General features: G+C 65.6%; 25 protein-coding genes. 11 read left to right on the plus strand and 14 right to left on the minus strand.

The annotated features are described in order from the left end of the window. Positions 1-69: 69 nt before the first annotated feature. The 6 genes from CWS35_RS22160 to CWS35_RS40430 all read right to left on the minus strand — a co-directional run bounded on the left by CWS35_RS22160 (position 70) and on the right by CWS35_RS40430 (position 6,028). Positions 70-795 carry a sulfite exporter TauE/SafE family protein gene (locus tag CWS35_RS22160; protein ID WP_024581453.1) on the minus strand — a complete coding sequence of 242 codons (726 nt, stop codon included), beginning with the start codon at positions 793-795 and terminating at the stop codon, positions 70-72. Positions 796-925: 130 nt separating this feature from the next. Then, on the minus strand, positions 926-1,726 hold the full coding sequence (locus CWS35_RS22165) for an outer membrane protein (RefSeq protein ID WP_024581454.1): 801 nt from the start codon (positions 1,724-1,726) through the stop codon (positions 926-928). Between the two features lie 257 nt (positions 1,727-1,983). After that, positions 1,984-2,754: an exodeoxyribonuclease III gene (gene xth / locus CWS35_RS22170; RefSeq protein WP_024581455.1), complete on the minus strand. Its 771-nt coding sequence runs from the start codon at positions 2,752-2,754 to the stop codon at positions 1,984-1,986. A gap of 28 nt (positions 2,755-2,782) precedes the next feature. After that, positions 2,783-4,063, minus strand: coding sequence for an alanine racemase (alr, locus tag CWS35_RS22175; RefSeq protein ID WP_024581456.1), 1,281 nt, complete (start codon positions 4,061-4,063; stop codon positions 2,783-2,785). A gap of 48 nt (positions 4,064-4,111) precedes the next feature. Then, a complete protein-coding gene (locus CWS35_RS22180) occupies positions 4,112-5,614 on the minus strand; it encodes a replicative DNA helicase (protein WP_024581457.1) in 1,503 nt (500 codons plus the stop codon). A 291-nt stretch (positions 5,615-5,905) separates the two neighbouring features. Beyond that, a complete protein-coding gene (locus CWS35_RS40430) occupies positions 5,906-6,028 on the minus strand; it encodes a hypothetical protein (protein WP_256372062.1) in 123 nt (40 codons plus the stop codon). A 138-nt stretch (positions 6,029-6,166) separates the two neighbouring features. Between CWS35_RS40430 and CWS35_RS22185 the strand changes: the two genes are divergently transcribed. Continuing rightward, a complete protein-coding gene (locus CWS35_RS22185) occupies positions 6,167-6,388 on the plus strand; it encodes a hypothetical protein (protein WP_100953762.1) in 222 nt (73 codons plus the stop codon). Positions 6,389-6,407: 19 nt separating this feature from the next. On the opposite strand, the gene CWS35_RS22190 is transcribed toward CWS35_RS22185, so the two are convergent. After that, positions 6,408-7,661 carry a cyclopropane-fatty-acyl-phospholipid synthase family protein gene (locus CWS35_RS22190; RefSeq protein WP_100953764.1) on the minus strand — a complete coding sequence of 418 codons (1,254 nt, stop codon included), beginning with the start codon at positions 7,659-7,661 and terminating at the stop codon, positions 6,408-6,410. Positions 7,662-7,919: 258 nt separating this feature from the next. Here CWS35_RS22190 and CWS35_RS22195 point away from each other — a divergent pair, with 258 nt between their 5' ends. Next, complete coding sequence (locus CWS35_RS22195; RefSeq protein ID WP_100953766.1) at positions 7,920-8,783, plus strand: hypothetical protein; 864 nt, start codon at positions 7,920-7,922, stop codon at positions 8,781-8,783. 235 nt (positions 8,784-9,018) lie between these two features. On the opposite strand, the gene rplI is transcribed toward CWS35_RS22195, so the two are convergent. The 4 genes from rplI to rpsF form a co-directional block, all read right to left on the minus strand. Beyond that, a complete protein-coding gene (rplI, locus tag CWS35_RS22205; protein ID WP_100953768.1) occupies positions 9,019-9,621 on the minus strand; it encodes a 50S ribosomal protein L9 in 603 nt (200 codons plus the stop codon). Positions 9,622-9,676: 55 nt separating this feature from the next. Further along, complete coding sequence (locus CWS35_RS22210; protein ID WP_100953770.1) at positions 9,677-10,648, minus strand: DUF2232 domain-containing protein; 972 nt, start codon at positions 10,646-10,648, stop codon at positions 9,677-9,679. A gap of 124 nt (positions 10,649-10,772) precedes the next feature. Then, positions 10,773-11,012 carry a 30S ribosomal protein S18 gene (gene rpsR / locus CWS35_RS22215; protein ID WP_016844287.1) on the minus strand — a complete coding sequence of 80 codons (240 nt, stop codon included), beginning with the start codon at positions 11,010-11,012 and terminating at the stop codon, positions 10,773-10,775. Between the two features lie 6 nt (positions 11,013-11,018). Further along, on the minus strand, positions 11,019-11,489 hold the full coding sequence (rpsF, locus tag CWS35_RS22220) for a 30S ribosomal protein S6 (protein WP_024581463.1): 471 nt from the start codon (positions 11,487-11,489) through the stop codon (positions 11,019-11,021). A 340-nt stretch (positions 11,490-11,829) separates the two neighbouring features. Between rpsF and CWS35_RS22225 the strand changes: the two genes are divergently transcribed. The 9 genes from CWS35_RS22225 (at position 11,830) to gmk (ending at position 20,617) form a co-directional block, all read left to right on the plus strand. Continuing rightward, on the plus strand, positions 11,830-12,540 hold the full coding sequence (locus tag CWS35_RS22225; protein ID WP_024581464.1) for a TetR/AcrR family transcriptional regulator C-terminal domain-containing protein: 711 nt from the start codon (positions 11,830-11,832) through the stop codon (positions 12,538-12,540). After that, positions 12,537-13,562, plus strand: coding sequence for a fatty acid desaturase family protein (locus tag CWS35_RS22230; RefSeq protein WP_024581465.1), 1,026 nt, complete (start codon positions 12,537-12,539; stop codon positions 13,560-13,562). Before CWS35_RS22225 ends, CWS35_RS22230 begins: the two co-directional genes overlap by 4 nt. A 220-nt stretch (positions 13,563-13,782) precedes the next feature. Next, positions 13,783-14,736, plus strand: a complete 954-nt coding sequence (fabD, locus tag CWS35_RS22235; protein WP_100953772.1) for an ACP S-malonyltransferase — start codon at positions 13,783-13,785, stop codon at positions 14,734-14,736. A gap of 21 nt (positions 14,737-14,757) precedes the next feature. After that, positions 14,758-15,495 carry a 3-oxoacyl-[acyl-carrier-protein] reductase gene (fabG, locus tag CWS35_RS22240; RefSeq protein WP_024581467.1) on the plus strand — a complete coding sequence of 246 codons (738 nt, stop codon included), beginning with the start codon at positions 14,758-14,760 and terminating at the stop codon, positions 15,493-15,495. A gap of 286 nt (positions 15,496-15,781) precedes the next feature. Then, positions 15,782-16,021 carry an acyl carrier protein gene (locus tag CWS35_RS22245; protein ID WP_002716125.1) on the plus strand — a complete coding sequence of 80 codons (240 nt, stop codon included), beginning with the start codon at positions 15,782-15,784 and terminating at the stop codon, positions 16,019-16,021. Between the two features lie 96 nt (positions 16,022-16,117). Further along, positions 16,118-17,383, plus strand: a complete 1,266-nt coding sequence (gene fabF / locus CWS35_RS22250; RefSeq protein WP_024581468.1) for a beta-ketoacyl-ACP synthase II — start codon at positions 16,118-16,120, stop codon at positions 17,381-17,383. A 225-nt stretch (positions 17,384-17,608) separates the two neighbouring features. Then, positions 17,609-18,871 carry an endolytic transglycosylase MltG gene (mltG, locus tag CWS35_RS22255; RefSeq protein WP_024581469.1) on the plus strand — a complete coding sequence of 421 codons (1,263 nt, stop codon included), beginning with the start codon at positions 17,609-17,611 and terminating at the stop codon, positions 18,869-18,871. A 201-nt stretch (positions 18,872-19,072) separates the two neighbouring features. Further along, positions 19,073-19,960, plus strand: coding sequence for a YicC/YloC family endoribonuclease (locus CWS35_RS22260; protein ID WP_100953774.1), 888 nt, complete (start codon positions 19,073-19,075; stop codon positions 19,958-19,960). 3 nt (positions 19,961-19,963) lie between these two features. Further along, positions 19,964-20,617, plus strand: coding sequence for a guanylate kinase (gmk, locus tag CWS35_RS22265; protein ID WP_371412492.1), 654 nt, complete (start codon positions 19,964-19,966; stop codon positions 20,615-20,617). 69 nt (positions 20,618-20,686) lie between these two features. Here the strand turns inward: gmk and CWS35_RS22270 are convergent, their stop codons facing one another. The 3 genes from CWS35_RS22270 to CWS35_RS22285 all read right to left on the minus strand — a co-directional run bounded on the left by CWS35_RS22270 (position 20,687) and on the right by CWS35_RS22285 (position 24,991). Then, positions 20,687-21,709: a hypothetical protein gene (locus CWS35_RS22270; RefSeq protein WP_157817206.1), complete on the minus strand. Its 1,023-nt coding sequence runs from the start codon at positions 21,707-21,709 to the stop codon at positions 20,687-20,689. Between the two features lie 713 nt (positions 21,710-22,422). Next, positions 22,423-23,775, minus strand: a complete 1,353-nt coding sequence (locus tag CWS35_RS22280; RefSeq protein ID WP_100953778.1) for a caspase family protein — start codon at positions 23,773-23,775, stop codon at positions 22,423-22,425. A gap of 157 nt (positions 23,776-23,932) precedes the next feature. After that, entirely contained in the window at positions 23,933-24,991 is a 1,059-nt protein-coding gene (locus CWS35_RS22285) for an alcohol dehydrogenase (protein ID WP_100953781.1), read from the minus strand. Between the last annotated feature and the right edge of the window lie 5 nt (positions 24,992-24,996).

Here is a 24,996-nt window from a genome sequence, read left to right on the forward strand (position 1 = left end):
AGGCGACAATTGTTCGCGCATCGCGGCGCCGTTGGTTGAGCTGAACGTGGCGTTCGTGGGATCGGTCCTCTAATGCGCGGCAGCCGACCACAATAGCGACACGCCGGCCGCCAGCATGATGCCGTCCATGATCAGGCGGAACGCCTCCGGCTTCATGTGCAGCACGAAGCGTTTGGCGATGAAGGCGCCGGCCATCAACGAGGCGCCGGCAACCAGGCCCTTCAGCAGGATGTCCGGCGTCAGCGCGCCGAACCGCTCGAACGTCACCGACTTGCTGAGATAGAGCCCGAGCGAACTCGCCGCCTCGGTGGCGAGGAAGGCGCCCTTGTTGAGGCCGTAGAACAGAAACAGCGGCACGCTGAGCGGACCGGTCGACACCACGATGCCGGTGAGATAGCCGATGACGGCGCCACCGATTGCGAGATGCCAGAGATTGGCCTTCAGCTCGTGCCGCGCCAGCCAGTGCCGCACCGGCACCATCGCGATCAGGAACAGGCCGATCGCGATATCGACCGCGTGCGAGGGCAGCGCCAGCAGGGTGCGCGCGCCGAGCGCCGCGGCCGGGATGCCCGTGATCGAGTAGGCGAGGCAGGCGCGCCAGTCGACCTCGCGCCACCACGCCAGGATGCGCGACAGGTTGGCCATCACGGCCGCGACCGCCATGATCGGCACCGCCTGCTTCGGCCCGTACTGATAGACCAGCACAGGCATCAGCATGATCGACGAGCCGGTGCCGACGATGCCGGAAATGGTGCCGGCGACCAGGCCGACGGTAAGGACGAAGAGAAAGCCCACGTGCGCTCCACGACGTAATCCCGAACCACGCCAGAGACGATTCTCGGGAGCGGAAGCCGCACTGTGAGCTCAGGGTTCGAGGCGGTGCAAGGGCCGCCGTCGCGCCGTTCGATATGCAATCGGAAGCGGCTCAATATCTCGCGACGACCGTGCCGCCGAACCGGTAGTTGACGCGCACCGTCACCATGTCGACATCGGCGTGAATACGTTCGTCATGGTTGAGCGCGGCGATGAAGGCCGGATCGTAGGTCATGCGAACGGTATCGGTTCCCATGAACAGATGATCGTATTCGACCGCAAGCGACCAGTTGCGCGCGATGGCATATTCGGCGCCGGCACCGACCGCGCCGCCCCAGCGCGTATCGCTGCCGCGATCGGCGATGAATCCGATCGGGACGCCCGGTCCGAAGGTGGGCGTGATGAAGCTCTCGTAGCGATCGTGCATCACCGCCGCTCCGCCCTTGGCGTAGAGCAGGAAGGCGCCCCAGGAATAGCCGACCTGTCCGGTGAACAGGCCGATCGCATCGATCTTCGAACGGTTGGCGAAGCCCGTAAACAGCGGCGCTGTGGACGGGTTCGAGCCGGAGAGATCGGCCCAATTGCCCTGCGCTTCGACGCCGAACACCCAGGCTGCCTGTTGCCAGCGATAACCGATCTGGCCACCCGCGGTCGCGCCGCTGGCGGTGTGGCAGCCCTCAGGGCCGGTGAAATTCACGACACCGAGCGCTGGATTGGTGATGGTGAAGGGCACGATGTCCCAGCAGGCCCGGCTCCAGCCGCCACCGCCATTGGCCCCGACATAGAAGCCGCTCCAGTCAGTGGTGGTAACGATTGGCGGCGCCTTGGTGTAGGGGCGGGCGGCGAGGTCGGCGGCCGACGCGCTTGCAGTGCCGAGCGCGAGCATGGATGCGGCGACGAAATAGGTCTTCATGGGCAGCCCCAATGCATCAATCAAATGGGTGCCAGATTAGTCGATTTGCCCGACCGCAGGCTGTGCCCGGTCCGCCACATCCAGCCGCATTCGCCGGCATCGTCCACCCACATCTGTCATCGCCCGGCTCGGGCCGGGCGATCCGGTACGCCGCGGCCTCTCGGTTCAATAACAACTGCCTCTGGAGTACTGGATCACCCGCTTTCGCGGGTGATGACACTGAACGTGTTGAAGCAGAACCCGCATCATTGCGACGATCACCTCAACACCACCCACGCCGGAGCATGATCACTCGCGCCTTCCTCGCCGCGGATGTCGCGGTCGACGCCGGCTTTCGCAAGCCGCGGCGCCACTTGCGGGCTGAGCAGCAGATGATCGAGCCGCAGGCCGGCATCGCGCGGCCAGCGCTGGCGCTTGTAGTCCCAGAACGTGAACATCTGATCATCCGGATGCAGCGTGCGGATCGCATCGCACCAGCCCTGGTCGACCAGCGCCTTGAAAGCGGCGCGGCTCTTCGGCTGGATCAGCGCGTCCTTGTCCCAGGAACGCGTCGGATAGATGTCGAACGGCGTCGGCGCGACATTGTAGTCGCCGGCGAGCACCACCGGCACGTCCTGTTTGAGCAGCTTGGCGGCGTGCGCGCGCAGCCGCTTGAACCAGGCAAGCTTGTAATCGAACTTCGGACCGGGTTGCGGATTGCCGTTCGGCAGATACAGGCTGGTGACGACGATGCCGCGCACCGCGGCCTCGATGTAGCGTGCCTCGTGATCGGCGGCGTCGCCGGGCAGGGCGGTGCGGATCAACACGGGCTCGGTCTTGCGGGCCAGGATCGCGACGCCGTTCCAGGTCTTCTGGCCCTGCCACACCGCGCCGTAACCGGCCTGTTCGATCGCTGCTTGGGGAAACCCGGCGTCGCTGGCCTTGAGCTCCTGCAAGCTCACGACGTCGGGCTCGGCCGATTTCAGCCAGCGCAACAGGTTCGGCAGCCGGCGGTTGACGTTGTTGATGTTGAAGGTCGCGATCTTCATGGGTGTTCGATCGCGACGCTGCGCTTCGTCAGGCGGACGGCAGTGGCGGCGGCGCCGCGGGCGTTGCTGTCGGCAAGGTCGGCGGCGCGGCTTGCGCCGCGGCAGGCTCACTCTTCTCGGCGGCGGCGTCGCCCGCGGCGACCGCGTCGCCGCCCTTGTAGATGCGCACGAAGCGGCGGCCGAGGCTGGTCAGCACCTCGTAGCCGATGGTGCCGAAATGATGCGCCACCTCGTCGACGGTGATGCCTTCGCCGATCAGCGTCACCATGTGGCCGCGCCGCGCGGCGTTCTTGTCGAGATCGGTGATATCGACTGCGATCAAGTCCATCGAGACGCGGCCGGCGATCGGGCAGCGCTTGCCGGCGACCACGACCTCGGCGCCGCGGGTGCCGTCATTGGCGCTGGCGGCGCGGAAATAGCCGTCGGCGTAGCCCGCCGCGACGATCGCAAGCCGGGTCGGCCGCCGCGCGGTCCAGGTGCCGCCATAGCCGACGGTCTCGCCGCGTTCGATATTGCGGATCTGCACGATGCGCGCCTTGAGGTCGACCACAGGCAGCATCGGGTTGTCGGCCTCCGGCGTCGGATTGACGCCGTAGAGCGCACAGCCCGGACGCACCATCTCGAACTGGAATTGGGCGCCGAGGAACACGCCGGAGGAGTTCGCCAGCGAGGCCGGCACGCCGGTGAACAGGCTTGCGATCTCGCGGAAGCTCGCAAGCTGTTTTGCATTCACGGGGCTGTTGAGCGACTCCGCGGAAACCAGATGGCTCATGACCAGCGTGATGCCGTGGTCGCCGGCATTGATGCGGGGGATGATGCCCTGCGCCTCGCTGATCGTGAGCCCGAGCCGGTTCATGCCGGTGTCGATATGAACAGCCGCGCCACCGGACCAGCCGGAGCGGCGGCAGAACACGTCCCACTCGGCAAGCTCATTGAGATCGCCGATGACCGGCTTGCAGTCGATCTTGGCGTAGGCGTCGCCGGTCTGCTGGAAGAAGCCGCCGAGCGCGTAGACCGTCGCCTGCGGCGCCGCCGCGCGGACCACGGCGGCCTCCTCGACGGTGGCGACGAAGAAGGTCTTGCAGCCGGCCTTGGCCAGCGCGCGCGACACCTGCTCGGCGCCGCAGCCATAGGCGTTGGCCTTGACCACGGCGGCGCATTCGGCCGGCACCGCGGTCTTTTCGAGCTTGCGCCAATTGGCGATGATGGCGTCGAGGTCGACGGTCAGGATGCCGGTGGCGGTCGGATGGGCCGCCAGCAGATTGGCTTCGGGCGTCAGCTGCGATTTCGCGTCGGTCATGATGTTCATGGCGAAGTTGTACGCGCGCGGCTTGCGGCGTTCAACCGCGTCCCGGAATCAATGGGAGTGATCCGGAATTTGACCGTCGGGTGCGAGATCGCCGAACCGGGTGACGCTGGCCTCGAAGTGCAGTTCGACGGTGCCGGTCGGACCGTGGCGCTGCTTGCCGATGATGACTTCGGCCTTACCATGGGCCAGTTCCAGCTCCATCTGCCATTTCTCGTGCTCGGGGGTGCCGGGGCGCGGCTCCTTGTTGGCGAGGTAGTATTCCTCGCGATACACGAACATCACGACGTCGGCGTCCTGCTCGATCGAACCGGATTCACGAAGGTCGGAAAGCTGGGGGCGCTTGTCGTCGCGGTTTTCGACCTGACGCGAGAGCTGCGACAGCGCGATGACCGGGACGTTCAGCTCTTTCGCCAGCGCCTTCAGATTTGTGGTGATCTCGGTGATTTCCTGAACGCGGTTGTCATTGCCCTTCTTGCCCGAGCCCTGCAAGAGCTGGATGTAGTCGATTACGATCAGGTCGAGGCCCCTCTGCCGCTTGAGGCGGCGGGCGCGGGCGGTGAGCTGCGAGATCGAGAGGCCGCCGGTTTCGTCGACATAGAACGGCAGCGACTGCAACTCGATCGAACAGTCGCGGATCTTCTCGAAATCGAGTTCGGAAATGCCGCCGCGGCGGATATGGCTCGATGGGATGCCGGTGCGTTCGGCGAGAATACGGGTGGCGAGCTGCTCGCCGCTCATTTCGCAGGAGAAGAAGCCGACACAGCCGCCGTTGACTGCCTTGGTGGTGCCGTCCGCCTGCACCTCGGGCACATAGGCCTTGGCGATGTTGTAGGCGATGTTGGTGGCGAGCGACGTTTTGCCCATGCCCGGGCGGCCGGCGAGTACGATGAGGTCGGAGGGTTGCAAGCCACCCATGCGGGCGTCGAGATCGCGCAGGCCGGTCGAGATGCCCGACAGCTTGCCGTCGCGCTGGAATGCCTTCGCCGCCATATCAACGGCGACCGTGAGCGCATCCGCGAAGCGCTGGAAGCCGCCATCGTAGCGGCCGGTTTCGGCAAGGCTGTAGAGTTGCCGCTCGGCATCCTCGATCTGCGCGCGCGGGGCAAAATCGACCGGTGCGTCGTAGGCGACGTTGACGATTTCCTCGCCGATCTGGATCAGGTTGCGGCGCAGGCTGAGATCATAGACGGTACGTCCGTAGTCCTGCGCGTTGATGATGGTGGTCGCTTCGGCGGCGAGCCGAGCGAGGTACTGGCTGACCGTCATGCCGCCCAGGTCGAGTTCGGCTGGCAGGAACGTCTTCAAGGTCACGGGATTCGCGACCTTGCCCATCCGGATCAGACTGCCGGCCGTTTCATAGATCTGCTGGTGGATGGCTTCGAAGAAGTGCTTCGGCTCCAGGAAATCGGAGACCCGGTAGAAGGCGTCGTTATTGACCAGGATCGCGCCCAGCAGTCCCTGTTCCGCTTCGATGTTGTGCGGCGCACTCCGATAGGCCGGGTTTGCGGCATCGGGCGCGAGCTTGTGGACGTTCGAATCGATCAAGGCCATGGACGAGTTTATTCTTCTGATTTCGTCGTTATTGGGATTTCCGGATATGGGGCGGCGATCAAGCGCCAGCCGGCCACAAAGCGAAAGCTCGGATGTGCCTTATGCACGATTCACACAACGCAATGTGTGAATCCGGTACAGCCGGGTGCATTCCGCTTGACGCGGTTTGGTCGGGATTCGCGGGGAGGGCCGCCGATCGGCGGCGCATGTGGCGGGGGTTCCTGGCGGCCTGAACCTTTTTCCGGGCCGCCGCACCAACTGAGACGTTGTTTGGCCGTTAGGGCCAGTTCCTCAGACCAAAATGAGGAAGGCCAATGCAATCAAGGCAGCCGCCACGCCGGTCGCGATCAGGGCGTAGTCGGTCACGAGGTCGCGCTGCGGGTCCAACATCGTCTGGTGCGTTTCTCGGGTCATTCCGGACCACTACGACAAACCGGAACGGACCTCTGTGAAGCAGGTCACACGTGCCGCATTTTCTTTGCGGCAAGTAGGCGGGAACGACCCGGCGAATTCCGGGTTGTCTTCGCTCACGAAAGAAAAGATACGGCGGCGATGGCTCAAGAGTTTCAGACGGCGCGATTTGCAGTTGGCCGCCCGAGTGGCCGAGACCGGCGTTGGCTCGTGGCGCTGGTCGGCGCCATGGAGCAGGCGGCGCGCCCGGAGGTCCGGAGCGTTTCCTGCGATCGCGGTCTGATCTCGGCCGCCAAGGCCCATCTGGCGCGCCCAACCCCGACCTTCGCGCATCACGGCTCGGCCTACAGCCTGCGCAACTGACCGTTTCCGCAGTTTCGGATTATTCGCCGGCGAGTTGCAGCCGGGGCTTGGCGGCGTCGGCTTCCTTCACCCGCAGGCGGGCCTCCTCGCGACCGATATAGTCACGTGTCATCGGCACCACGCCCTGGCGCTTGGTGAGCTGGAGCTGGAAGTTCATCATGTTCTGCACCCGGAACGACATCTCCGAAGCCGCCAGATAGAATTCCCACATCCGGGCAAAGCGTTCGTCGTACAGCCGCACGGCCTCTTCGCGCCGCGCCATGAAGCGCTCGCGCCAAGCCTTCAGCGTCTCGGCATAATGCAGACGTAGAATCTCCATGTCGCAGATCAAGAGGCCGGCCTTCTCGATCGCCGGCATCACCTCGGACAGCGCCGGAATGTAGCCGCCGGGGAAGATGTATTTCCGGATCCAGGGGCTGGTGACATCGGGACCGGTCGAGCGGCCGATCGAATGCAGCATCATGACACCGTCGTCGCTGAGGAGCTCGGCGCAGCGCTTGAAGAAGGTTTCGTAATAGGCGACCCCGACATGCTCGAACATGCCGACCGAAACGATACGGTCGAACGGGCCCGGGATGTCGCGGTAGTCCTGCAACAGGAAGCGCGCCGAATGCGCCAGGCTCCGCTCGGCGGCACGGGCGTTGGAAATCTGCAACTGCTCGGTCGACAGCGTGACCCCGGTAACGTCGGCGCCGCTCATCTCGGCGAGATAGAGGCCGAGGCCGCCCCAGCCGGAGCCGATGTCGAGAATGCGCTGGCCGGGCTTGATCAGAAGCTTCGCGGCGAGGTGGCGCTTCTTGGCGAGCTGGGCATCGTCCAGCGTCGCATCCGGTGTCTCGAAATAGGCGCAGCTGTACTGCTTGTCGGCATCGAGGAAGAGGGAATAGAGCCGGCCATCCAGATCGTAATGGCGCGCGACGTTGCTTTTGGACCGGCCGCGTACGTTGATTTGCTGGGCGCGCCGTCCGAGGAAGCGCAGCCAGGCCTGTAGCCGGGCAAAATTCGGCAACATCGCGGCCTGGCCCATCAAGACGGCCAATACGTCGGCGATGGTGCCTTGCTCGACCACGAACGTGCCGTCCATGAAGGCTTCGCCGAGGTAAAGTTCGGGATCGACCAGGACGCGGACTTCGGCCGCCCTGGTCAGGAAGCGCACCGCGACCGGAACGCCAGTCCCGTCACCGCAGTTGAATTGAGCGCCGCTCGCGGTCGTGAACTTGATCGAACCGCGGCGGATGAAACGCCCCAAGAAGTATCGCAACAATCGGTCCATCGAGACACCAACGGAACGGCACGCTGCACACCGACACCACCGGAGCTGATCACCCCAATGTGTCCCCACACGAAACATAGGTTAGGAATTGGATCGCGCTATTGCGTTGTGCTCAAAGCCGATATTCCAAAATGTGACAATTGCGTGGATGCGTCACGCGTGCGCTTCCATTCGCAGGATAATCGGCTAAAAGGTGACCGCCGCGGCCGATCCATCAGGCGCGGGCGGCGATTTTTCCGGAATCTGGAGACTTAAGGAATGTTGAGCCGAGCCCTCAGTCTGGCGACGGTGACGCTTCTGATTGGCCTGTCGGCTGGATCGGTGCGTGCGCAAAACCTCGAAGCCGGCAAAAGCCCGTCCCAGATTTTCGCGAACACCTGCACGGCGTGCCACAAGAGCCCGCGCGGGCTCCTGAAGACCGTGCCGGCCGGTTCGTTGCCGGGCTTCCTGCGCCAGCACTACACGACGTCCAGCGACATGGCCGGTGTGCTTGCGACCTATCTGATGTCGAACGGCGCCAATGATCCGCGCTATCAGGCCAAGGATCAGCCGAAGGGAGCCAAGGGCAGGGAAGGCCGCCAGGAGGCAACCCAATCGCCCGAACAGCCGTCCGAGCGCCCGGCGCGCCGCCAGCGGCAGGGCGCGGCAACGCCGGAAGGCGCCAAGCCCGATGCGGACGGGTTGAACCCGCCGGCCGAGGGACATCACCGCGGGAAGCGCATGGCGCATCCGAGCGAGACGCCGGAGGGCGCCAAGGCGGAGGACGGCCAGACGCCGCAGGCCGCCAGCGAGGGCAAGCCGTCGCGTCAGAAGCACGGTCGCCGCGGCAAGCCCACCGAGGAGCCGAAGTCGGACGAGACGCCGAAGGGCGAGTCGGCCGGAGGGGCCGACAAGCCAGACACGGCGAAAGTCGATGCGCCCAAGGCCGAGCCCAAGAGCAGCAGCGAGACCGCGCCTGTGCGGTCGGATCCGGTTCCCCAAGTGACGCCCGCGCCTGAGCCGGCCGCGGCCGCATCTCCCACGCCGGCGCCCGCCGCGCCGCCGGTGACTGCGACTGCCCCGCCGCCGCCACCGGCGCCGACCGCAGGTTCCGGTCCGCCGGAGGCTCCGACCTCGAAGTAATCGCCAACGCCGGGCCGCAAGGTCCGGCGTTTTCATTTGACCGATTCCTGGTCGACTAACGCCACCACGATCGCGGCAGCGACGTCGCGCGGTGTTCCGCGTCGTCGACCGCAAGGAGACGCGTGCCGCGACGGCGCGGGCGTCGATCGCGATGCTCGATGACAAGACGGCGGCACGAATCAAAAGCCCGGCCTGATCGGCCGGGCTTCGATTGGTAGGGCGATGGAGCGAAAGCTTACTTCTCTTCGGCAGCCGGAGCCGGCGCCTCTTCGTCGTCGTGCTGGGCTTCCGGATCGAAGAATTCGCCGGCGGCGGCGAGCGCCTCGGCAGCCGCGTCCTGGTCTTCCTGGCGGGTCGAGATGTCCTCGCCGCGCTTGATCCGCTCGGCCTCTTCGGCAGAGCGGGCGACCGTCACGTTGACGCTGGTCTCGACCTCGGGGTGGACCGCGATCGTGACCTTCTGCTGGCCGATCACCTTGATCGGCGAGTCGAGCCAGACCTGCGGACGCGCCACGGTGATGCCGTCGGCGGCGAGCGCCAGCACGATGTCGCGCACCGAGACCGAGCCGAACAGCTGGCCGGATTCGGAGGCCTGGCGGATGATGACGATGTCGCGGCCGTCGATCTTCTCGGCGACCTTGGAGGCTTCGCCCTTGGCCTTGATGTTGTTGGCCTCGAGCTCGGCCTTCATGCCGTCATACTTGGCGCGGTTCGCCTCGGTGGCGCGCAGCGCCTTACCGCGCTTGAGCAGGAAGTTGCGGGCGAACCCGTCCTTGACGCGCACGACTTCGCCCATCTGCCCAAGCTTGGCGACGCGTTCCAGCAGAATGACTTCCATGTTGATTCTCCTTTAGATGTTTAAGTATCGGGTTGAAGTGGTTGGATCGAAAATCTCATGCCGCGGGCAGCGGCGGCGGTCTTGTCTGAAGGTAGCGCTGGCGCAGTCCGAACACGGCGTCCGCGATGCCAAGCGCGAAGATCGCCACCAGCGGCCAGCCGAACATGGCGACGACGGCGTAGATGCCGCCGAGCCAGAAGCCGCGATTGCTGAGCGACAGCGTCAGGGTGTGCAGCACCGCGAAGCCGACGAGCGCATAGGCGATCACCAGCGCCGTGGTGACGAGCTGGGCGAGCAAGGCGAGCATGCCGCCGACGAAGCTGAGCCCGGCCGCAACCAGCAGCGCGACCAGCGTCATGGCGGGAAGCGCCGTGCTGCGCAGCTCCGGCCACGGTCGGTTCAGCCGTCCGGAGGTCTGCGTGATCTTGCCGGCCAGCCACAGGTTGAGCGTCAGCGTGACCATCGCGATGACCGTCGCCGCGAGCGGCGCGAAGATCACCAGCATGTCGACCAGCCGCTCGACCTCGCCGCTGGCTTGCGCTTCGCCGGCGCCGAGCACTCTGAGCAAGCCGCGCCGCAACGTGCTGGTGATCGTGTCGGTATCCGTGCCGAGGGTGAGCAGCGCGCCGCTCGTCGTGATCACAGCGAAAGCCGCGATCCACAGCAGGACGCGGCCGACCGGGAACCATTCGAATGCAGGCTGCTGCTGGCCGACACCATTGCCCGCCGCCGGGCTCTCGATCGGCCGGCCGAGCAGCGCGAGGTGGCCGAGCCACCAGCCAGGCAGGGCAACCATCATGGCGAACGCGATGCTGTAGGGAAGCCCGAAGATCGCGCCGAGCACCGAGGCCGCAGCGACGCCGCCGATCGCGGCGGCCAGCGGGCCCCAGCCGAGCGCCGACACCATCAGCGGCAGCGGCGCGAGATAGAACAGCAATATCGAGATCGCCGCACCCGAAATGATCGAGGCGAACATCAGCGCCGACGCGGCGCCGGCTGCAAGTCCAATGGTGAGTATCGCGATCATCAGCTGTCCCGCCCCCTTCGAGCGGTTAGGGGTCCTGCATCGAGAACCCCAACCATCGGCGACCGGACGACCCGGAAGCCTTATGAGAATGAGCGGCCGGCGGTGTACCGCCGGCCGAAGACGATTAGCGGATAACGTAGGGCAGGAGGCCGAGGAAACGCGCGCGCTTGATGGCGCGGGCGAGTTCACGCTGCTTCTTGGCGGAGACGGCCGTGATGCGGCTCGGCACGATCTTGCCGCGCTCGGAGACGTAACGCATCAGCAGCTTGGAATCCTTGTAGTCGATCTTCGGCGCATTCGCGCCCGTGAACGGGCAGGACTTGCGACGACGGAAAAACGGACGGCGGGCACCAGCATCAGCCATGATTCTTTACTCCTCGGTCGCAGCTTCTTCGTCGCGCGGACGGCGCGGACCACGATCGCCGCGGAAGCCGCCGCCTTCGCGATCGCCACGGAAGCCACCGCCTTCACGGTCGCCACGGAAGCCGCCACCGCGGTCATCGCGCTCGCGGTCACGGTCGGCCTTGCGCATCATCGCCGACGGGCCTTCCTCGTGCTCTTCGACGCGCACGGTGAGGTAGCGGATGACGTCTTCGTTGATCCGCTCCTGGCGCTCGATCTCGGTGACGACAGCCGACGGAGCGTCGATGTTCATCAGCACGAAATGCGCCTTGCGGTTCTTGTTCATGCGGTAGGTGAGGGAGCGCACGCCCCAGCTCTCGGTCTTGGTGACCTTGCCGCCGCCCTGTTCGACGATACCCGTCATCTGGGCCGTCAGTTCATCCACCTGTTGGGTGCTCGCATCCTGACGCGCGAGAAAAACATGCTCATAAAGAGGCATGGTTGTCCTTTCCTGTGTTGGCGCGGGTTCCGGCGACAAGCCCTTCGAGACCTTCGGAAAGGACTCGAGCTGCTCAGAAGGCGGGAGCACGGGACGACGGGCCGACTGGCCCTGCCACATCAAAATCAACGGGTGAATTTGCTGAGACCGTCCGTTCAGCTCCCGGCCGGAGCCCACGAATGCCGCGCTTTATACGGATTTTGGCTGGGAAGGCAAGCCTTGCCCGCCACCGGATTGGCAATAGGGCTTAGTCTCTCGAGGCCAATCAACGCAACTTTTCCCAGTTCAGCCTTGATTTCTTTGTTTGTATATCATACAAATATCTCGGGAGGACGATCAGATGGGTTCGGAGACTGCCAGCGGCATGTCTGCGCCCGATCCGAAGCACGCGGTGCGCGCGACGCGGTCGGCTGGGCGCAAGATGCGTTCGCTGCTGCTCGACGCCGCGAGCCGGCTGTTCAAGGAGCGCGGGCTCTCCGGTACCTCGATCTCCGACATCGCTGCGGCCGCCGACGCCTTCCCAAGCCAGATCACCTACTACTTCCGCACCAAGGAGGCGCTGTTCGTCGAAGCCGCGAGCCGCGACATGCTTTACCTCGCGCGCGCCACCGAGCAGGCCGCCCTTCAGGCCCGCACGCCGCGGGACTACACCCATGCGCTCGCCGCGACCGTGACGGCGACCGACACGGTCGCCTTCTTCGCCGAGGCGCTGACGCTGACGCGACGCCGGCAGGATCTCGCACCGCTGGTCGAGCGCACCATCGAGCGTCTGCATAGCGAAGGGGCGCGCGCCTATGCCGGCCAGGTCGAGCGGCATGGCTGGCGTTCGCTGCGCGCCCCGGAGGAGAGTTCGCGGCGGTTCTGGGCGATCGCGATTGGCGTGATCGTCGAAGGTTTTGCGATGGGCCGCGGCGCTGAGGAGATGTGCCGCGAATTGCTGCGCGCGCTCGGCGAGCAGGCAACATCGACATCGGCTGCTGAGACGACGCGCCTGCGCCTGGTTGGCGACCGCGATACTTCATCCGCTCCGGACGGGGAGACCAGCTCATGACCGCGCTTCGCATGCGTGCCCGCGATTTCCTCACCGAAGACGAACTGGTTTCGGTTCGACAGCGCACGACGTGGAAGGGCGTCGCCTTGATCGTGCACGCCTGGGCGCTGATCCTGGGCGCGATCGCGCTGGTCGCGTGGTGGCCCAACCCGCTGACCTATCTGCTCGCGGTCGCCATCATCGGCTCGCGTCAGCTCGGCCTTGCGATCCTGATGCATGACGGCGCGCATGGCTGTCTCTCGGCGGACGAGAGGACCAATCTCGCGCTGAGCCAGTGGTTCTGCGCCTATCCGATCTTCGCCGAAACCCGTGGCTATCGCCGTTATCATTTGCAGCATCATGCCCGCACGCAGCAGGAGGACGATCCGGATCTCGTGCTGTCGGCGCCGTTTCCGATCACCAGGATGAGCTACCGCCGCAAGTTCTTCCGCGATATCACCGGGCAGACCGGCTACCAGCAGCGCAAGGCGCAACTGCTCAATGCGATCGGGCCGAAGGAGTGGCCGTTGTCACGGCGCGCCGCCAACTTCTGGCAGAAGCTCGGGCCGCAATGCGTCGCCAACACGCTGCTGTTCGCGGGCCTTGCCGCTGCCGGCGTGTGGTGGGCCTATCCGCTGCTGTGGCTGGTGCCGTTGTTGACCTGGATGATGGTGATCACGCGCATCCGCAACATCGCCGAACACGCCGTCGTGCCCGACAGCTCCGATCCGCTGCGCAACACCCGAACCACGCGGGCCAACGTCCTCGAACGGCTGTTCATCGCACCGTACTACGTGAACTATCACCTCGAGCATCATCTGCTGTTCTACGTGCCCTGCTACAACCTGCCGCGCGTGCACCGCATCCTGAGCGGGAGCCGCTATGCCGACCGGATGGAGGTGCAGCCGGGCTACACGGCTGTGCTGCGGCTTGCGACCGCAAAGCCCGATCGGGAAGACCGCCCGGGCCAATTGGTCAACAGCGCGCGCCGGGCGCGGGCCGGCGCCGAGGTCAACGCCGACCAGAATGCCGGTGGATTCTAGGGCCGAACCAGCCCGGCATCCCCAGGGTTCCGCCAGCGTGGCTTGACATCGCGCCTCCCATCAGTGTCTTACGGCCCGGTCCGGGGCCGGTTGCAAGGCTTGATTGCAAGGGATTGCCCGGACCCGCCGTGGCGCGGTTCGCGCGACGCGGATACCGTTTTCCCCTGCGGCAGGCGCGGCGCCTGCGCGGAGATCACGCTCAACAAGGTAGGGATCGCCGATGACGGCAGCTTTTACGTTTCCCGGGCAGGGCTCGCAGGCGGTTGGCATGGGCAAGGCCCTGGCCGACGCCTTTCCGGTCGCCAAGGCGGTGTTCGATGAGGTCGATGCGGCTCTCGGCGAGAAGCTGACCGCGATCATCTGGGATGGTCCGGGCGAGACGCTGCAACTGACCGAGAATGCCCAGCCTGCCCTGATGGCGGTTTCGATCGCCACCTTGCGCGTGCTCGAGAGCGAAGCCGGCTTCTCGGTCGGCCGCAACGCGGCCTTCGTTGCCGGGCACTCGCTCGGCGAGTATTCGGCGTTGGCCGCGGCCGGTAGCCTGACGATCAGCGACACCGCGAAGCTGCTGCGGACCCGCGGGCTGGCGATGCAGAAGGCGGTGCCGGTCGGCGTCGGTGCGATGGCCGCACTGCTTGGGCTCGACTACGAGACCGCCGTGGCGGTTGCCGATGAGGCGGCGCAGGGTCAGGTCTGCCAGGCGGCCAATGACAATGGCGGCGGACAGGTGGTGGTCTCCGGCGACAAGGCCGCGGTCGATCGCGCCGTCGAGATCGCCAAGACCAAGGGCGCCAAGCGCGCGATGCTGCTGCCGGTGTCGGCGCCGTTCCACTGCAAGCTGATGCAGCCGGCGGCCGATGCGATGGCGCAGGCGCTCGCGGGCGTCACCATCAAGGCGCCGGCCGCGCCGCTGGTCTCCAATGTGCTGGCGTCCGCCGTCACCGATCCCGACGAGATTCGCCGCCGCCTGATCGAGCAGGTCACCGGGACCGTGCGCTGGCGCGAGTCGGTCGCCTATATGGCTGGGCAGGGGGTGACGCGGTTCTTCGAGATCGGCGCCGGCAAGGTGCTGAGCGGCCTGGTCAAGCGCATCGCCGATGGCGCGGTCGGCGTGTCCGTCGGCGGCCCGAACGATATCGCTGCGGCCAAGGACGCGCTGGCAACTTCGGCTTAATGCAGCCGGGAGGAGATTTCGATGTTTGATCTGACTGGCAAGACCGCGCTCGTGACGGGTGCAACCGGCGGCATCGGCGGCGCGATCGCGCAGGCGCTGCATGCTCAGGGTGCGACGGTGGCGATCTCGGGGACGCGGCGCGAGGTGCTGGACGGCTTCGCGGCCAAGCTCGGCGAGCGCGTACACGTGCTGCCGTGCAACCTCTCCAGCAAGGATGACGTCGAGGCGCTGGTGCCGGCGGCGGAAGCTGCGATGGGGCAGGTCGACATCCTGATCGCGAATGCCGGCATCACCCGCGACAACCTGTTCGTTCAGCTGCGCGATGAGGATTGGGACGACGTGATCGCGGTCAACCTGACCGCGACGTTCCGGCTCGCGCGCGCCGCGACCAAATTGATGATGCGCAAGCGCTTCGGCCGCATCATCGCGATCACCTCGATCGTCGGCGTCACCGGCAATCCGGGGCAGGGCAATTACACCGCGTCGAAGGCCGGCATCATCGGCCTGATCAAGACGCTGGGTGCCGAATACGCCAAGCGCGGCGTGACCGCCAATTGCATCGCGCCGGGCTTCATCAAGACGCCGATGACCGACGCGCTGAACGACAAGCAGCGCGAAACCATCCTGGCGAAGGTTCCTGCGGCGCGGCTTGGAACGCCCGAGGATATCGCTGCCGCGGCCGTCTATCTGGCCTCGAACGAGGCCGCCTACGTCACCGGACAGACGATTCACGTCAACGGTGGAATGGCTATGATTTGAGCTGTTGCCGGCTCTCGCAATGCGGCGAAAAGCCGTTTTCGGGAGCCGGTTCAGGCGTGTAGTCAAGGCTTTGGAAGTATGATAGCTGAACCCCCATGGATGGGCAAAGAACGCCATTGCAGGATTTTGAATCCCTGTATATTGGCGTGGCGACGCCTGCCGTTCGCCGGGGCTTAGTCGGCTACGACCGGGCCGAATCAAGACTATGCGCGATTGAGTAATCGAGACGACCACGATGGCTCGTATCGTCTTGGGGTCGGGTCCAATGGAACAACGAGGTTGAACGATGAGTGAGATTGGCGAGCGGGTTAAGAAGATTGTGGTCGAGCACCTTGGTGTCGAGCCCGAGAAGGTGGTCGATAGCGCGAGCTTCATCGATGACCTCGGCGCCGACAGCCTCGACACGGTCGAGCTCGTGATGGCCTTCGAAGAAGAATTCGGTTGCGAGATTCCCGACGACGCGGCGGAGACCATTCTCACCGTCGGCGACGCGACCAAGTTTCTTGAGAAGAACGCGAAGAGCTAACGCCGATCGCGAAGTTGACAGGGCCGGACGGACCGCGATCGAGCGGTCCCCCGGCTTCTTACTATTAGCCGCGCATTGCTGGCCGGAGACGTGGAAATGAGACGAGTTGTCGTCACGGGGCTGGGCATGCTTTCACCGCTCGGCTGCGGCGTTGACGCAACTTGGACGCGGATCCTCGCCGGCGAGAGCGGTGGCAAGAAGATCGACACCTTCGAGGTGTCCGACCTGCCGAGCCAGGTCGCTTGCTACATTCCGCGCGGCGACGGCGCCAATGGCACCTTCAATGCCGATCAATGGATGGAGCCGAAGGACCAGCGCAAGGTCGACGACTTCATCCTCTACGCGATGTGCGCGGCCAAGCAGGCGCTCGACGACGCCAACTGGCATCCGACCTCCGATGAGGACCAGTTCGCGACCGGCACCATGATCGGCTCCGGCATCGGCGGGCTCACCGGCATTGCCGAGACCGCGGTGCTCCTGAAGGAGCGTGGCCCGCGCAGGATCTCTCCCTTCTTCATCCCGGGCCGCCTGATCAATCTGGCATCGGGCTACGTCTCGATCGAGCATGGCCTCAAGGGTCCCAATCATGCTGTTGTCACCGCGTGCTCGACCGGCGCGCATGCAATCGGCGACGCAGCGCGGCTGATCGCGCTCGGCGATGCCGAGGTGATGGTGGCAGGCGGCGCCGAATCGCCGATCTCGCGCATCGGCATCGCCGGCTTCTGCGCGGCGCGCGCATTGTCCACCGGCTTCAACGACACCCCGCAAAAGGCGTCGCGTCCTTATGACAAGGATCGCGACGGCTTCGTGATGGGCGAGGGCGCCGGCATCGTCGTGCTCGAGGAATACGAGCATGCGAAGCGCCGCGGCGCCAAGATCTACGCCGAGGTCACCGGCTACGGCCTGTCGGGCGATGCCTTCCACATCACCTCGCCGCCACCGGACGGCAATGGCGGCTTTCGCAGCATGAGCATGGCGCTGAAGCGCGCCGGCCTCGCAGCCGCCGATCTCGATTACATCAATGCCCACGGCACATCGACGCTGGTCGGTGACGAGATCGAGCTCGGCGCGGTCGAGCGTCTGCTCGGCAATGCGGCCTCCAAGGTTTCGATGTCGTCGACCAAGTCCGCGACCGGGCATCTGCTCGGTGCTGCCGGCGCGATCGAGGCGATCTTCGCGATCCTGGCGATTCGCGATAACGTGGTGCCGCCGACCATCAATCTCGACAATCCGTCGGTGGAGACGGCAATCGATCTTGTGCCGCACACGGCGCGCAAGCGTGACGTGAATGTGGCGCTGTCCAATTCCTTCGGTTTCGGCGGCACCAACGCCTCCGTGATCGTGCAGCGCGTGACCAATTAGTAGGTCGGTAGAGCGTTTTCGAGCGAAGTGGGTACCGGTTCGCGTGAAGAAAACGCGTCAGAATAAGAATCCAAAGTCCCGTTCCGACGTGATCGGAACGGGACTTTAGAACTAGTCCACCGTTTTGCCGTATTCCGCGGTGACTCCTATTAGCGGGCGTATGCTATTGGCAGGGCAGGGGTTTGTCCGGCCACGATTGAACCGGCAGGATATTGGTTTGCATCGATGAGTGAGAGGCCGCCCATTTCACCGAGGAGTCCACGTGCCGCGCTGGAGCCCGAGCAGGTTCCGCCGCCGCCCAAGCGCTCGGATCGCGCCCGCAATCCCTTCGTGATCGTCGGCAATGCCATCTTCACGATCCTGATCATCCTGATGATCGGCGCCGGTGCCACGTACTATTACGGCAAGCAGACCCTGGAATCGCCGGGACCGTTGCAGGAAGACAAGATCGTCAACATCCCCGCGCGTGCCGGCAAGCGCGACATCGCCGACGTGCTCTCGCGCGAGGGCGTGATCAACGTCAATCCGTGGATATTCATCGGCAGCGTGTTTGCGCTGAAGGCAAGTTCCGACCTCAAGCCGGGTGAATATTCGTTCCAGAAGAATGCCAGCCTGCGCGACGTCATCGCCACCATCGTCGATGGCAAGGTGGTGCAGCACGCGATCACGATTCCCGAAGGCCTGACCTCGGAGCAGATCGTGTCGCGGCTCACCGACAACGACATCTTCACCGGATCGGTGCGCGAGATCCCGCGCGAGGGAACGCTGCTGCCGGAGACCTACAAGTTCCCGCGCGGCACCACGCGCGACCAGGTGATCCAGCGCTTGCAGCAGGCGCAGAAGCGCGTGCTTGCCGAGATCTGGGAACGCCGCAACACCGACACGCCGCTGAAATCGCCGGACCAGCTGGTGACGCTGGCATCGATCGTCGAGAAGGAAACCGGCCGCGCCGACGAGCGCAGCCGCGTTGCCGCCGTGTTCGTCAACCGCCTGCGCCAGCGGATGAAGCTGCAATCCGATCCGACCATCATCTACGGACTGGTGGGCGGCAAGGGCACGCTCGGACGTCCGATCAAGCGCAGCGAGATCACGCAGCCGTCGCCCTACAACACCTATGTGATCGACGGCCTGCCGCCTGGACCGATCGCCAATCCCGGCCGCGCCTCGCTGGAGGCGACCGCCAACCCGGCGCGCACGCGCGACCTGTTCTTCGTGGCTGACGGAACCGGCGGTCACGCCTTTACCGAAACCTACGACCAGCACGCCAAGAACGTCGCCAAGCTGCGTGCGTCGGAGAAGCAGATCCAGAACGACACCGTCGAGCCCGCCGACGAGACGGCGCCCGCCGCCGCGGCGCCCGGCGCGGCCGACACCAATCCAACGGCGACCACGCCGCCGAAGCCGACCAATCAGAAGAAGCCGCCGCGCAGCGGTCGCCAGGGCGCCGCCCAGCAGCAGACCAATTCGCCGCCCGTCGTGCAGCGCTGACACGCGCGCGATCAGATCGGCCTCTTGTCCGACGCTCCGGAACGCCGCGCAACGGCTTCGCCGGATCGCTTGAGCTCTGCATTTTCCGGGGTGGAACGTAATTCCACTTTCACGGAATCCGTTTTAAGGTCGAACCGGCTCCGGACGAGTCTCGTAGGCTCCGGGTGAGTCCCATATCCTTCTGTTGGAGAGTTGCACGCGATGGCGCTGTCGAGCATGACTGGCTTTGCCCGAAGCCATGGCGGAAGCGGTCCCTACACGTTCGAATGGGAGCTGAAATCGGTCAACGCCAAGGGCTTTGACCTCCGGTTGCGGCTGCCGCCGGGCTGGGACGAACTGGAGGCCCTGGCCAAGAAGCGCGCCGGCGAATTGCTGTCGCGCGGCACGGTCTATGCCAATCTCAGCGTCAAGCGCACCGACGCGGCGCAGGCGATCCGGATCAATGAGGACGTGCTGGCCGCGGTCGTGAAGGTCGCAGGTGAGCTCGCGCAACGGATCGACGCGGTGGCGCCGAGCATCGACGGACTGCTCGGCATCAAGGGCGTCATCGAAGTGGTCGAGCCTGAGAGCGACGAAGACGAGGACAAGGCGGCGCGCGAAGCGGCGGCGAAGGCGTTCGAGCAGGCGCTCGGCAGCCTGGTGGAGATGCGCCGGCGCGAGGGCGACGCGCTGGGCCAGATCCTGATGCAGCGGATGGACGAGATCGAGCGGCTCGCCAAGCGCGCCGAGACCGCGCCTGGTCGTAAGCCGGAGGCGATCAAGGCAAGGCTTGCCGAGCAGATCGCGGCGCTGCTGGAAACATCCGATCGCTTCGATGCCGACCGGCTGAGCCAGGAGGCGATCCTGATCGCCACCAAGGCCGACATCCGCGAGGAGCTCGACCGCATCGCCTCGCACATTGCCCAGGCGCGCGAGATGATCGGCAAGGGCGGGCCGGTCGGGCGGCGGCTCGACTTCCTCGCGCAGGAGTTCAATCGCGAGGTCAACACCTGCTGCTCGAAGTCGAACGACGTCGAGCTGACCAACACCGGACTTGAAATGAAGAACGTGGTGGAGCAGTTCCGCGAACAGGTTCAGAATCTGGAGTGAATGATGACGGCGGAGGGGTTTGACGGCGTTGAGCGGCGTGGACTGATGTTCGTCCTGTCGTCGCCCTCGGGCGCCGGCAAGACGACGCTGTCACGCATGCTGATCGATCGCATGCCGGGCCTGAAAATGTCGGTGTCGGCGACCACGCGCTCGAAGCGGCCGGGCGAGGTCGAGGGCCGCGATTACTTCTTCGTCGACAAGACCAAGTTCGAGGCCATGGCCAAGCAGGGCGAACTGCTGGAATGGGCCACCGTGTTCGACAACCGCTACGGCACGCCGCGCGCGCCGGTCGAGGCCGCGCTGGCGGCCGGTCAGGACGTGCTGTTCGACATCGACTGGCAGGGCACCCAGCAATTGCGCGAGAAGGCGCGGGCCGACGTGGTCAGCGTCTTCATCCTGCCGCCGTCGGCCGCCGATCTTGAGAAGCGGCTGCACACCCGCGCGCAGGATTCCGAGGACGTCATCCGCGGGCGGATGAACCGCGCCACGCACGAATTGAGCCATTGGGCGGAGTACGACTACATCGTCGTCAACCAGAACGTCGACGATGCCTTTGCCGAGGTGCAGTCGATCCTGAAGGCCGAGCGCCTGAAGCGGGAGCGCCGCACCGGCCTCACCGAATTCGTGCGCGGCCTGCAGCGCCAACTCGAGAAGTAGCGCGCCGCAACCGTGATGCGATCGCAACCGATCGCATCACGTCTCATTGTTCCTATTCCAGAACGGACGCTAGTTCGCCGCGCTGCGCGCCAGCCGCTGCAGCATCGCGGCGATCTGCTGGTTGTCTTGCTCGGTTTGATCTGGCTTGCGCGCGATCTCACGGCGGGGCGCCGGTGTCTCGGCACGACGCGGCACCTGGGTCTCCGCACGCCGCGGAGTGGCCTCCGACAGCCGTAGCGGACGGTCCCGGTTGACGACGGCCATCGGCGGCGCCGGCTCGGTGTGGAGCGAATCCCACGGTGCGCGCCACTCGTCACTGATCTCGTAGGGCGGCGTCCGCGTCCGCGTCAGCCGGAACACCAGCGCGCTGACCAGGCCGGCCAGCGCCAGTGCACCGACCATCACGAACAGCAGCATCTGCGTCGAGGATGCAGACTTCTCGGCAGGCGTCTCGGCTGCCACGGGGACCGCAGGTGCGGGCGCGGCGGCCTGCTGCGGCGTTGCATCGGCTTGCGCGACCACGGTCGGCTGGTCTGCTGCGTGCCGGGTCCCGTTGGTTCCGGCCATGCTCGAGGCGTCCAGCCATCTCGCATTCGCGTCTGATGATTGGGCGTTCGCTTCGGGCGGCGCTGCCGGAGCCGCCGGAATTGGCGCTGCGCTGTCGGCTTGACCGGCGCCGGCGACCGCGCTGGGCGCGGTCCCAGCCTGCGGCGAGGGCCATTCAGCACGCGCATCGGCGATGGATTTGCGCATTGCCGGCGGCGGCGCCGGCTGGCCCTGTGGTGGTGTTGCGTCGGCCGTCGCCGTGTCGGGCACGGCTGCTGGCTGCGCGACTGCGGTCTTGGCAACCTTGTTCCTGGCGTCACCGAGGTACCAGCACTTCTTCTGGGTGCTGCGGTCGAGGTGATAGAACCAGTGACTTCCTGCCGGCGCGGTTCCCTTCGGTGCGGACTGACAACTGTCCGCCGTCCTGGCAGTGGCCGTGCCGGTGCTCGCCGTGGTGGCGGCGTTCTGGGCCATGGCGCCGAAGTTGGCGCCGGCCATGATGCTGGCGGCTAGCGCCGCAGCGAATTTCGCTGAACGATTTGACATACACGTCCCCGGTATTTCTTTTTTTACGCAAGCGCTGGCGATACCAATCTCGGCAAAGAGTTGGGTCGCAATGCGCCGCAAATCCGGAGCGGTTAGGGCTTAATTGGGGCTTGCGGCGCTCGGCGATTGCGGCGCGCCGGGGGCAGGAAACTTCCGGGGCGAGGGAAGAGGCGGACTATCGCTTTGATGCGGTCCAGTGGCCCCTGCATCCGTCGGAGCGGACGAACGAGCCGGAACCGCTGCGGCCGGAGAACCGGCCCGAACTGGTCCAGGTCAGACCTCCAGCGGATCCGCCTCCGGTCGTGGCGCCGTTGGGGCTGACCTGTCCGGAACTCATCTCTCCGGAAATACTGCCGCCGGATATCACCAGTCGCTCCGTGCTCGACCCGCAAGGCGAGCCTTCCGCAACGACGACCCACGAACCATCGAAATTGCCGCCACCGCCGCTACTTTCGCTGCCACCTTTCCTGGTGGCGCGGCGTGGCGCTTCCGAATTCTTGCTTCGCTCCGGCTTCGAGGGCGTCACTGCGCGCGGCGCGGTACGGGTCCCGGACAGCGACTTCTCGTCATTGCCGATGCTGCCGCCGCTGCTGCCGGATTGCGCAAATGCGGACGTCGACCCGAGAGCGAACAGGAGCAGGGTCGAAAGCAGGGCGGGGCCTGCCGATGAGCAAAACATGCTTTTCATTTTCAGGTCTATCCAATGTGATCAATCAATGTCCGGTGCCGTCGGCGCAGACGGCATCGATAATGCGACAGGATTTGCCGGCCTTGCCGCATTCGTCAAGCGCGGCGCTCTTGGCGCGATCGAGCGCATCACGCTGGATCAGCGACCAGGACTTGCTCGATATCGCGAACGCGCCACAGCGCGCCCCGTAAAAGGAAAGCTCGAGGGTGCATTTGGCTCCGCCGCATTTGGCACGGGCGTCGTCGACCGCGGCACGGCGCGACGAATGCTTCCAGGAGATGCCCCATTTGTCGATGTCGGGCCCGTAGACGATCGATCCCCAGGGCTGCAAGTCCTCCATCTTGCGCAGCCGCGTCAGCACGCCTTCGGTGGCTTCGCCGGTCGGCGTCATCGCCACCTTCTGCTGGAATTTGCTGATCGCCGCGCGCATGTCGTTCGGTTCGGGATCGAAATTGTGCTCGTAGAGCCGGTCGCTCAATTCACGCAGCAGCGCGCCATCCTTGATCGGGATGCGGTCGGGATCGGGCCGCAGCGAGCCCGGCAATTGCGGCTCGGGCTGCGGCGCGACCGCGACCTTCGGCCCGGCCGGCGCCGCGGGCGGCACGAAATAGAACGTCCCGTCGATCGGCGACGATGAGACCCAGGGCTGTTGCGAGCCGCCGGTCTCGCGTTTCACCGCGAGCCCGACCTGATTGAAGGTCTGGAAGATGTCGAGGCCGGCGAGCCGGATCGTGGCGGCCAGCGCCTTGGTGTAGGGGCTGTGGCCGTCGCTGCCGTCCTGCGCGACATTGCCGGGTTGCGTGGCGTAGGAGATCAGCGTGCCCTCGGGAGCGCGCATCTGCGCAAGACCGCCGTCGGCTGCGCGCAGCCCGCGTCCGCCGAACGGATTGTTCCGGCAGGCGTCGAGGATCACCATGTTGAGCCGCGTGCCGGAGCCCTGCATCTGCCGCAGCACCAGATTGACGTCGAGCATCTGGAAATCGACGTCGGCCTCGCGGGTGGCGTTGGCGCTGACCGGCACCAGATAGTTCGCGCCGGAGACCTGGACGCCGTGGCCGGCATAATAGAACAGCGCGACGTCGGCGCCCTGGACCTGGCGGCCGAAGCTCTGGACCGCGATGTCCATCGCCGGCTTGTCGAGATCGAGCTGGGCGCGGCCGCCGACCAGAGTGAAGCCGAGGCTTGCCAGCGTCTCGGCCATCAGGGCGGCATCGTTGCGCGGATTGTCGAGCCGCGTCACGTTCTGGTAGGCGGAATTGCCGATCACCAGCGCGACGCGCTTTTCGGTGGCCGCCCGCGCCACGCCGATGAACGCCTGCCACAGCAGCGCGAGCAGCACCGCAGCCGCCAAGCTCCTGCCTTGCACCGCCCCGCGCATGCCCTGTGACCTCTCAGCCCGGGGCGTAGATTACCAGCGGGCGCGGAAGGACAAAAGCAGCAGTCAAGGTCACGGGGCGCGACCAATCGCGCTTAGTGACGTCACACAAGGGCAGGTGCAAGGGCAAGTCCCGCCGGCGTGGGGCGGGACCTGGGTGCTAGTTCTTCAGGACGATGCGGCCCACGACCTTGCCGGCGCGCAACTCGTCGATCCATTTCTGGACGTCGGCCATCGGCTCTTCCTTCATCGGCGTCGGCTTGATCTTGCCGGCACGGGCGAGCGCCATCAGTTCGCGGCCTTCGGCCAGGGTACCGACCATGAAGCCTTCGATGGTCATGCGCTTGTAGACCCACTGCACCATCGGCAGCGAGAAGTTGCCGCCCATCAGGCCCGACACCACGATCTTGCCGCCGCGCGCGACGGTCGAGACCGCGAACGCCATCGACTTCTCGTTGCCGGCAAAGTCGATCACGCCGTCGAAGCCGCCATCGCTCTCCTTCAGCATGCGCTTGACGACGTCAGGCTCCGCCGGGTCATAGGCGGCCGCCGCGCCGTTCTTCAGTGCGGTCTCGCGCGCCGCGGGGCTGAGATCGGCGACCGTGATCGGCTGCTTGAACATCGCCTGCGCGAAAGACAGGCCCATCATGCCGACGCCGCCAAGTCCGATCAGCAGCAGATTGCGCTGGCGCGGGCGATCGACCAGCCGCTTCAATGCGCCATAGGCGGTGACGCCGGAGCACATCAGCGTGGCCGCCTGGTTGACCGGAAGCGGATCGTATTCGAGCAGATATTTCGCGTCGGGCACCAGCACGTGGGTGGCGAAGCCGCCGTCGATCGAAACGCCGAGGAAGCGCTGCTTGACGCAGAGGTTCTCGTCGCCGGCGAGACAGTCGCGGCACTGGCCGCAGCCGATCCAGGGGAAGACCGCCTGCTTCGTTCCGACCAGATCCTTCGGCGCATCGGGGCCGACCTCGTCGACGACGCCGGCGATCTCGTGGCCGAGCGTGAAGGGCAGGGTCATGCCGCGGGTGGTGTCGAGCTTCTTGCCGCCGCCGAGATCGGCATAGCCGTCCTGGATGTGCAGATCGGAATGGCACAGGCCGCAGCGCTCGATGCGCACCAGCACTTCGCGTCCCTGTGGCTTCGGTGTGTCCACGATGGTCTCGCACAGCGGTGCATCGAATTTGACGAGGGATTGGCGAACCATACGCGCCATTACGT

The sequence above is a fragment of the Bradyrhizobium sp. SK17 genome (assembly GCF_002831585.1).
Taxonomy (GTDB): domain Bacteria; phylum Pseudomonadota; class Alphaproteobacteria; order Rhizobiales; family Xanthobacteraceae; genus Bradyrhizobium.

What these genes read in the sequence shown, in the direction of transcription:
- CWS35_RS22230 (WP_024581465.1), top strand. Translation starts at nt 12,537, where the DNA reads ATGACCGCGCTTCGCATGCGTGCCCGCGATTTCCTCACCGAAGACGAA.
- CWS35_RS22185 (WP_100953762.1), top strand. Translation starts at nt 6,167, where the DNA reads ATGGCTCAAGAGTTTCAGACGGCGCGATTTGCAGTTGGCCGCCCGAGT.
- gmk (WP_371412492.1), top strand. Translation starts at nt 19,964, where the DNA reads ATGACGGCGGAGGGGTTTGACGGCGTTGAGCGGCGTGGACTGATGTTC.
- mltG (WP_024581469.1), top strand. Translation starts at nt 17,609, where the DNA reads ATGAGTGAGAGGCCGCCCATTTCACCGAGGAGTCCACGTGCCGCGCTG.
- CWS35_RS22195 (WP_100953766.1), top strand. Translation starts at nt 7,920, where the DNA reads ATGTTGAGCCGAGCCCTCAGTCTGGCGACGGTGACGCTTCTGATTGGC.
- CWS35_RS22180 (WP_024581457.1), bottom strand. Translation starts at nt 5,614, where the DNA reads ATGGCCTTGATCGATTCGAACGTCCACAAGCTCGCGCCCGATGCCGCA.
- fabG (WP_024581467.1), top strand. Translation starts at nt 14,758, where the DNA reads ATGTTTGATCTGACTGGCAAGACCGCGCTCGTGACGGGTGCAACCGGC.
- CWS35_RS22165 (WP_024581454.1), bottom strand. Translation starts at nt 1,726, where the DNA reads ATGAAGACCTATTTCGTCGCCGCATCCATGCTCGCGCTCGGCACTGCA.
- fabF (WP_024581468.1), top strand. Translation starts at nt 16,118, where the DNA reads ATGAGACGAGTTGTCGTCACGGGGCTGGGCATGCTTTCACCGCTCGGC.
- CWS35_RS40430 (WP_256372062.1), bottom strand. Translation starts at nt 6,028, where the DNA reads ATGACCCGAGAAACGCACCAGACGATGTTGGACCCGCAGCGCGACCTC.
- rpsF (WP_024581463.1), bottom strand. Translation starts at nt 11,489, where the DNA reads ATGCCTCTTTATGAGCATGTTTTTCTCGCGCGTCAGGATGCGAGCACC.
- CWS35_RS22245 (WP_002716125.1), top strand. Translation starts at nt 15,782, where the DNA reads ATGAGTGAGATTGGCGAGCGGGTTAAGAAGATTGTGGTCGAGCACCTT.
- CWS35_RS22190 (WP_100953764.1), bottom strand. Translation starts at nt 7,661, where the DNA reads ATGGACCGATTGTTGCGATACTTCTTGGGGCGTTTCATCCGCCGCGGT.
- CWS35_RS22285 (WP_100953781.1), bottom strand. Translation starts at nt 24,991, where the DNA reads ATGGCGCGTATGGTTCGCCAATCCCTCGTCAAATTCGATGCACCGCTG.
- CWS35_RS22260 (WP_100953774.1), top strand. Translation starts at nt 19,073, where the DNA reads ATGGCGCTGTCGAGCATGACTGGCTTTGCCCGAAGCCATGGCGGAAGC.
- CWS35_RS22225 (WP_024581464.1), top strand. Translation starts at nt 11,830, where the DNA reads ATGGGTTCGGAGACTGCCAGCGGCATGTCTGCGCCCGATCCGAAGCAC.
- CWS35_RS22280 (WP_100953778.1), bottom strand. Translation starts at nt 23,775, where the DNA reads ATGCGCGGGGCGGTGCAAGGCAGGAGCTTGGCGGCTGCGGTGCTGCTC.
- xth (WP_024581455.1), bottom strand. Translation starts at nt 2,754, where the DNA reads ATGAAGATCGCGACCTTCAACATCAACAACGTCAACCGCCGGCTGCCG.
- CWS35_RS22270 (WP_157817206.1), bottom strand. Translation starts at nt 21,709, where the DNA reads ATGTCAAATCGTTCAGCGAAATTCGCTGCGGCGCTAGCCGCCAGCATC.
- rplI (WP_100953768.1), bottom strand. Translation starts at nt 9,621, where the DNA reads ATGGAAGTCATTCTGCTGGAACGCGTCGCCAAGCTTGGGCAGATGGGC.
- fabD (WP_100953772.1), top strand. Translation starts at nt 13,783, where the DNA reads ATGACGGCAGCTTTTACGTTTCCCGGGCAGGGCTCGCAGGCGGTTGGC.
- CWS35_RS22210 (WP_100953770.1), bottom strand. Translation starts at nt 10,648, where the DNA reads ATGATCGCGATACTCACCATTGGACTTGCAGCCGGCGCCGCGTCGGCG.
- rpsR (WP_016844287.1), bottom strand. Translation starts at nt 11,012, where the DNA reads ATGGCTGATGCTGGTGCCCGCCGTCCGTTTTTCCGTCGTCGCAAGTCC.
- alr (WP_024581456.1), bottom strand. Translation starts at nt 4,063, where the DNA reads ATGAACATCATGACCGACGCGAAATCGCAGCTGACGCCCGAAGCCAAT.